The sequence below is a fragment of the Aequorivita viscosa genome (assembly GCF_900106795.1).
Taxonomy (GTDB): domain Bacteria; phylum Bacteroidota; class Bacteroidia; order Flavobacteriales; family Flavobacteriaceae; genus Aequorivita; species Aequorivita viscosa.
In genome coordinates this window covers 1-7,180 of record NZ_FNNS01000048.1, presented here as the reverse complement: position 1 = coordinate 7,180, position 7,180 = coordinate 1, and the positions used below count along the sequence as shown (strand labels likewise).

At 37.2% G+C, this 7,180-nt stretch carries 9 protein-coding genes; all 9 read left to right on the top strand.

Translation table 11 applies throughout. From position 1 onward, the window contains the following. On the top strand, positions 1-1,184 hold a 1,184-nt coding region (locus tag BLW28_RS15365; RefSeq protein ID WP_317042297.1), incomplete at its 5' end, for an RHS repeat-associated core domain-containing protein. Further along, on the top strand, positions 1,184-1,579 hold the full coding sequence (locus BLW28_RS15360; RefSeq protein ID WP_073222287.1) for a hypothetical protein: 396 nt from the start codon (positions 1,184-1,186) through the stop codon (positions 1,577-1,579). The genes BLW28_RS15365 and BLW28_RS15360, both read left to right, overlap by 1 nt. Positions 1,580-1,924: 345 nt before the next feature. Then, on the top strand, positions 1,925-2,527 hold the full coding sequence (locus tag BLW28_RS15355) for a hypothetical protein (protein ID WP_073222289.1): 603 nt from the start codon (positions 1,925-1,927) through the stop codon (positions 2,525-2,527). Positions 2,528-2,532: 5 nt separating this feature from the next. Beyond that, positions 2,533-2,925 (top strand): Asp23/Gls24 family envelope stress response protein, encoded by a 393-nt coding sequence (locus tag BLW28_RS15350; RefSeq protein ID WP_073222294.1) that lies wholly within the window; start codon positions 2,533-2,535, stop codon positions 2,923-2,925. 187 nt (positions 2,926-3,112) lie between these two features. Beyond that, positions 3,113-3,487, top strand: a complete 375-nt coding sequence (locus tag BLW28_RS15345) for a hypothetical protein (protein ID WP_143036924.1) — start codon at positions 3,113-3,115, stop codon at positions 3,485-3,487. 719 nt (positions 3,488-4,206) lie between these two features. After that, positions 4,207-5,262, top strand: a complete 1,056-nt coding sequence (locus tag BLW28_RS15335; RefSeq protein WP_073222305.1) for an RHS repeat domain-containing protein — start codon at positions 4,207-4,209, stop codon at positions 5,260-5,262. A 25-nt stretch (positions 5,263-5,287) separates the two neighbouring features. After that, positions 5,288-5,776: a hypothetical protein gene (locus tag BLW28_RS15330; protein WP_073222308.1), complete on the top strand. Its 489-nt coding sequence runs from the start codon at positions 5,288-5,290 to the stop codon at positions 5,774-5,776. 649 nt (positions 5,777-6,425) lie between these two features. Beyond that, complete coding sequence (locus BLW28_RS15320; protein WP_092842590.1) at positions 6,426-6,983, top strand: hypothetical protein; 558 nt, start codon at positions 6,426-6,428, stop codon at positions 6,981-6,983. Next, positions 6,980-7,180, top strand: a 201-nt coding sequence (locus tag BLW28_RS15925; protein ID WP_218143097.1) for a hypothetical protein, incomplete at its 3' end; no start/stop codon positions are given. The genes BLW28_RS15320 and BLW28_RS15925, both read left to right, overlap by 4 nt.

Here is a 7,180-nt window from a genome sequence, read left to right as displayed (position 1 = left end):
TCACAGAGCACCCCCAAACTGGCGAAACCAAAATTTTAGAAGAGAACCATTATTATCCTTATGGTTTAACGCACAAAGGCTACAACGGCCAACATCGTGTGGTGGGCATTGGCAATATGAGCTCCTATATTACAATTGTCCCCGTTACACCGCTCTTGGCCGATAGTTACAAGTACAAGTTTGGCGGCAAGGAATACCAAGATGAGTTCGATATAAGCACCTACGACTTTGGTGCTCGTAACTACGATCCAGCACTGGGCAGGTGGATGAATATTGATCCATTGGCAGAAATGATGCGAAGACACTCGCCGTACAATTATGCGTTTGATAATCCGGTTTATTTTATTGATCCGGATGGGATGATGCCAGGCGGTTACGGTGGATTTGCAAATGTTGACTCAGCAACTTCTACGGGATCCTATGAATCCTATGGAGGCTCACAAGGATATGATGTGCGCACCTTTGATCCAGAGACTGGAAAAACCATTGATATTATAACAGTGAACAATAAACAAGGGGTGGATATACACTCGGATGGGAAACTTGAAAAAAATAACCTGCAAACTCCGGGAGATGCCTTGGGGAACTCGAGTGGTGGCATTATATTTATAAATAATAAAGGTAATGAAGTAGCAAGAATTTTAACTGGTGGAAGGAATCGCACATATTTTAAAGTTGATACAAACACATCACTTATAGAACCTATAATTGTTAACGCGAGAGGAAAAGATGCTGCTGGCGTTGATTTTACCTGGTCCTTGACTGTAGGAGGCGGTGCTCATGGAGGCACTGGATTTATTTATTTTTTGACTGGTGTAGATGCAGGTAATTTGTTTAATTATGATTTTAAAGGTGGTAATATAGGAGTTGGTAATTCTGCCGGTATTTCAGGTTATTTATCAGAATTTAATCCAGAATTAGTGAACAACACTCATGGTATGGCTAATTTCATGGGAAGATATAATGGGTATTCCATTGGAACGCCGCTAGGTGGAGCATCTCTATCTTGGGCAAATTTATTAAATACATCTGACCAATTTGCTCCTGGCAGAGGAGCAACAGAAAATAATCCTTGGACTTGGAAATCTTGGGGAGTAGGTGATGGTAAAGGCGCTCCAAGGGTAGAAGTCAAATATTTTGGAGGTGAAAGTTATAATTTTAAACAAATATTATCCAAGAAATAATGAAACTATTGAAAGTATTTGGTTTTGCTGTAATGATGCTTTGCAATTCTTGTGAAGAGTTTGATACAATGACATCAACAGAGTTTGTGGTAAATGGAATAGAAGCAGGCTTTAATGGAGTTGTTGTAAAAAAAATATCATATCGAGAAAATGTTCCTCCAGTTCAAGCACTTTTGAAAAATGGCGATACGGTTTTTACAAATAATCTTCTAATTATTCAAAAGTTGGAAACAGGTGATAGTGTAATAAAAAAATCAAATGACAATATTATTAGAGTTTATAAAGGTAATGAATTGAAATTTGAATCTTATTTTATGTATATTTCTGAAAGAGTTAGAAACAGTGCCTATTTTCCGAAACAATGGGTAAAAAAATGGCCAGATACAACATTTTGATTCTAAGGTCTATTTTGAGAATAACCGGAAGAAACCCCGTCTCCCGCAAGATTGTATGGTGTGGTCTCGGAAACCCCGCTCCCGCGCGATTGCATCGCGTGGTATCCCAAGCTTTACTATTGTCATAGTACTTACTTTTTCTTGTCTCCATATTATTTAGCAGCCTTTGCTTTCCTGATATTAAGAAATAATATTATCTTTAGGATATGAGCCGCAATTACCCCGGATGGAATGGCACCTGGAGGTTTTGCAAACACAAACTCTGTTACTTCTACGGGGGCTTTTGAGTCTTATGGAGGTTCCAATGGGTTTGATGTACGCACTTATGACAAAGACGGATAAACATTGGATTTCGTAACGGTAAACGATAACCAAGGGGTGGACATAAAAGCAGATGGCGCTATTGCTGCAAATGACCGGCAAACGCCGGGAGATGCTGGTGGTACAGATGTGAGTTTTAGTGGGGGAGGGTGTCCTCCTGGTGTAGATTGCGAGGGCATGCAGAGAGGGAATACTCCCATTCCTATCGGAGATTCTAGTAGTTCAGGTGGAAACTCTGTTGGAACCAGCCCTCCCCAAGGCTCCTCGAAGGCAACAGCTGACGCTGCAGGAGCATTTGCTTTGAGTTTGGGCATTAAGAATGAATTGATAGATTTTGCAGGTAAAGGAGTTGATTTAGGATCTGGAACTGCAAAATATTTGAAATATTCTAAAGGTTTGGGTATGGCTGGAGGAATTTTTACGTCTACCATGTCCCTTAATGATGCTTATAATTATTATTCTAATGGTGGACAAGGATCAGAAGTAGGTATAAAAACCACTTTGGATATTGTTATGACAGGTGTAGGTTTTTTAGGTCCGGTAGGCTTTGGTGTAAGTGCAACCTATTTTATCATAGACTATGCTACTGATGGCTTTGGAGGATATGGTAATTCAAATTCAAATTAGGAAAGATGAAGTTTTTAAAGTATTTATATTTTAAGTATTATACATTTCAAATTCGAGTAGGAAATCCTGATATAGCAATATTTTCTGCTATGCTCCTGCTTATCTTTGTACTTATGTTGTACCTTTTTGGTGTATTTTTTATTACAAGTGTGCTTTTGCCCTACTTATCAGCAAAATTTGAAAATTATGTTCTCTATATTTCTTTGGGAATTTTAATTTTATTAGTTATAAGTTTTTATTTTTTATTCATATTTAAGGATAGGTACAAGGAAATAATAAAGGATAGATTTTTAAAAGAAAGCAATAATTTGATTGTCATTTTGTTCACTTTGATGGCTTTTGTACTTCCTATTTTAGGTTTGTATATGAAGATGTTACAAAATCAAGGGAAATTATAAATTTATCTCTATAACTCACATATATTAAACCAACTATAAATAATACAACTTGAATTTCGGTTCAAGGTTTAGGAATGTATTTATATCAGGTGTAGAACAGTAGTTTCATTAAGTATTGGCGGTGCTGACATGATTTGGGGAGATCAATTTTACGAATGGATAGATAATCAATAAATATAATATTAGAATGTTTCATTATTTATATTACAAATTATATCTTGCTTCACTAAAGTCCTCACTGAAAGATATTCCTAGATTTATGACTGCTGTTTCTTTTGGCGGGTTAATAGCCGTAAATATATTTGTCATAATTGGTTTTTTGGCGAAATTAAATCTACTACCTTTTTACACCAATGAACATCAATCTGGTTTGAGCGTAATCATTTGTATAATTTTGGCTGCCTTATATTTTCATAATAATCGAGTAGCGTCAATACTTAAAAAGTATTCTAAAGAAAGTAAAGGAAAAAGAATACAAGGAAATATTATTGTTGCTTTGTATGTTGTATTGTCTTTCCTTTCGATTTTTGCAGTGGGATTCTTTAACGCGGGAAAATTATAGTTGTTTGGGAATTTGGATGCTAAGAATGAGTCTATTCAATTAAGTGTGGTCCTGAAGGAGACGTTTTTTCTGACAGGTCAACATCCCCATTCAAACCTATAAAATAGAAACTATGAATAAAATACCACTTCTATTAAAAATTTTAATTACAGGTGTTATCCTCTATACATTGTATTACGCAGTAATCAATTTTTTTCTGATACAACCGACATTAAGAATTGATACCGCCACTCATTACTTTTTAATGCTATTGAATTTATTGGCCATTGTATACTTATCTTATAGAGTCATTAAGATAAAAAGTATAACGTATGAATATAAACTTTTTTGGATAATGCTTTTTATCATTATAAGTCCAATAATTATTTACTACTTATGGAAAGTAGATAATAAAAAAACATTGGAGAGTGTCGAATAAATTTGGTTTTATAGAATTAATAGGGTCTATCGTTCTATTATTAGTAGATCCTGATAGGAACAATTTTAGACGTTACTTACAGCCAAAATATTATAAGTTAAATAGATATGTAGGAATAATTACAGTTCTTACGATGTTGATTATTTTATTAATCGTTTCATTCACATATTTTTCAATCTAAATCTATCTCCCAGTGGGTCAGGAGGCTCATGTTCAGTGCTTTTGATCGGATTGTCGGTTTGTTTACAGCTACGACCGCAACGGCAATATCCTTTCCCTAAAGCGCAACGGCCAAAAAGACATGGCCACCCAGGTCCTGGCCATAGACGATCTGGACTATACGTATGACGCGGGCAACCGGTTGCAAAAAGTAGTTGACAATACCAACCACCCTGCCGGGTTCAATATGAACGGTGCCGGCGCCAACGATACCTTTGTGTACGACAAATACGGCAACCTTATGGCCGACCCCTATAAAAAGATAAGCACTATCCTGTACAACCACCTGAACCTGCCCACCAAAATAACTTTTTTAAGTGGCGGAAAGATTGAGTACTTTTATGACGCCACAGGTACTAAGTTAAAAAAGAAAGTAACCGATGGCACCACAATAACCACGACCGAGTATATGCAAGGGTTCCAATATACCAACAACGTCTTAGATTTTTTCCCCCACCCGGAGGGCTATGTCAAGGCCCTGCCGGCAGGTTTGGGGGGTGGCTCCAGCTACCAGTTCAAGTATGTGTTTACCTATACCGACCATCTCGGAAATATTAGGTTAAAATACGCCCAGGACCCTAGCAACAACAACCGGATCTCTATTTTGGAGGAGGACCATTACTACCCCTATGGCCTCAAGCACAGTGGTTACAACTCCTTCCACCAGATATTTACCACGGAGGATGGGGACGGCCAAGGTACTGGCATCGTGCTCACGCCGGTGAACCCGTTTTTGGGGGACAGCCATAAGTATAAATTTGGCGGTATGGAGTACCAGGATGAGTTTGATATAAACACCTACGATTTTGGCGCCAGGAACTATGACCCAGCTTTGGGAAGATGGATGAACATTGACCCGCTGGCGGAAGCTATGCGGAGGCACTCGCCCTATAATTATGCGTTTGATAATCCAGTTTATTTTATTGACCCCGACGGGATGATGCCGGGAGGTTTTGCAAACACAAACTCTGTTACTTCTACGGGGGCTTTTGAGTCTTATGGCGGCGGTGGTTTTGACGTGCGCACGTTTGATAAGGCCACTAACGAAACTTTGGATTTTAAAACAGTTTCATCTTTGGAAGGAGTAAGCTATAATACCCAGGCCGGGGCGATTAGCACGAACAGTTCTGGAGCATAAAAATTATTTCAAGAGCGTTAGGGCTATGGCATCCTCCACCGATATGAGCTTGGGTGAGGGTGGTTGTCCGGAAGGGGATTGTGATGATGCGAAGAAATCTGTTGTATGGAAAGATCAAGATTCCAGTAGCGCAAGTACGGGTGATAATTCAACAAATACAGCATTGATAAAAATTGGGGCTATTAACTTATCTACCGGAATAAAAAATGAAATAATAGAATCTGCTTTAAAAGGAAATAAAGTCGCGGGGTTTTCACAATATCTAAAGCTTTCTAAGAGATTGGGGACTTTTCTGGGTTTAGCTAGTGCTAGTATTACTTACAATCAATATAGAACAGATCAAATAGGTACTACTGAGTTTATTGTTGAAACAGGTTCAAGTGTGCTTTCTGCACTAATTCCCGGTTGGGGAATAGGTTGGGAAGGAGGGAGAATTATTACTAATGTTGTTCCTGGTTATAAAAGGGTATTTAGACCTTGGGTTAGAAAAAATATAGGGTTAAGCACTGATTAAAAAAAAACTAACAGATTAAAATAAAATTATGCTTTTTTTAGATGTAATGTATTATGGTTGCCATCTTTTTTATAAAAATCTTCTAACCAAGGTTTCGCCTTCGATACAACCTTCTATAATGCTTGGAGCGCTTTTTGGTTATCCAATGGCGGCAATCGTAGACTGTCTTTATATCTATATTGCATGCGAAGTTCCAAATTTTTGGTTATTTTTTGTAGTTGGATTAAGTGGAATACTCTTAATGTTTCATTTATATGAAGTGAAAAACAGGAAAAAGAGAATTATTAAAGATAGGCCAAGGTTTTTCAGTAATAAGAGACTGAATCTATTTACAATCATTTTTATTGTCATTATTGCATTAAGTATTCTTTTTATCGGAGGGCCAGTGGGGAAATATCTATTGAGACTATGTTATTGAGTTTGTCTTGGCCCCGTACAGCTTTGCCTTCAACGACCCCGTCTATTACGTGGACCCGGACGGGATGATGCCGATCGCCACGGATAGTTATGGAATGAGCACAAATAATGGGTCAGTGGAAAGTTACAGTTTTGGTTCTGGGAATGAAAGTGGGGCTTTGAAGAGTGATGGGGTGACATATTACGTCCAACCTTCCAAGATGCTGCAACCAAAACGGCTTATCAAAATACAGTGCAAAACGCAACAGGTGGTTTATATCAAGTTTCACAAGACCCATTAATTAATGGAGGAAATGCTAGCTTTACACAAGTAGCTGAAGGTCCGTTAACTCAAGAGCAACAAGCCTTTGTTGATGCATATAAATCTGTTATTAATAGTCCTACAGTTGTTTATCAAGATATTGTTTCAAACGATATCAATACTGATGTTGGTAGTTTTCAAAACAATACAATGGATATGGCTGACATTGCACAATTTGATGCTGTAGGAAAAGGTGCAACATCAAGTGCGGGTGCGTTTATACGTGAAACTGCAGAGCAATTAGAAAAGGCCAAATTAGGAATTGACAAAGGAAGTATGGGGGGTGAAGTAATAAATTTAGCAGGAAAAACAACTTATCCTAATTATATAAGTTCGCATTCAACCGCTATACAAGCTGAAAATGAAGTAAATGGGAATGTTAGAACAGAAGGTTTTCGTGTAGATTCCTTTTTAGAAAAAAATGGAAATGTTACCCGACAAGCCATTATTCGACAGGTGGGTGGAACAATTAAAGTAATGAAACAATGATTATAAGAAAACTTATCTATATTAATTTATCTATTTTTCTAATTGCCTGTGGGGTTAAAAATCATGAGAGCAAAAATGAAAAATTATCCTGTAATGAAAATTTAAAATTCAAGATACTTTTTTTTAAAAATATTAAAGTTGTTGAGGATTATATGAAGATGGAGGATACAACAATAATTAATAATCTTGAGGAATAT

What these genes read in the sequence shown, in the direction of transcription:
- BLW28_RS15335 (WP_073222305.1), top strand. Translation starts at nt 4,207, where the DNA reads ATGGCCACCCAGGTCCTGGCCATAGACGATCTGGACTATACGTATGAC.
- BLW28_RS15350 (WP_073222294.1), top strand. Translation starts at nt 2,533, where the DNA reads ATGAAGTTTTTAAAGTATTTATATTTTAAGTATTATACATTTCAAATT.
- BLW28_RS15330 (WP_073222308.1), top strand. Translation starts at nt 5,288, where the DNA reads ATGGCATCCTCCACCGATATGAGCTTGGGTGAGGGTGGTTGTCCGGAA.
- BLW28_RS15360 (WP_073222287.1), top strand. Translation starts at nt 1,184, where the DNA reads ATGAAACTATTGAAAGTATTTGGTTTTGCTGTAATGATGCTTTGCAAT.
- BLW28_RS15345 (WP_143036924.1), top strand. Translation starts at nt 3,113, where the DNA reads ATGTTTCATTATTTATATTACAAATTATATCTTGCTTCACTAAAGTCC.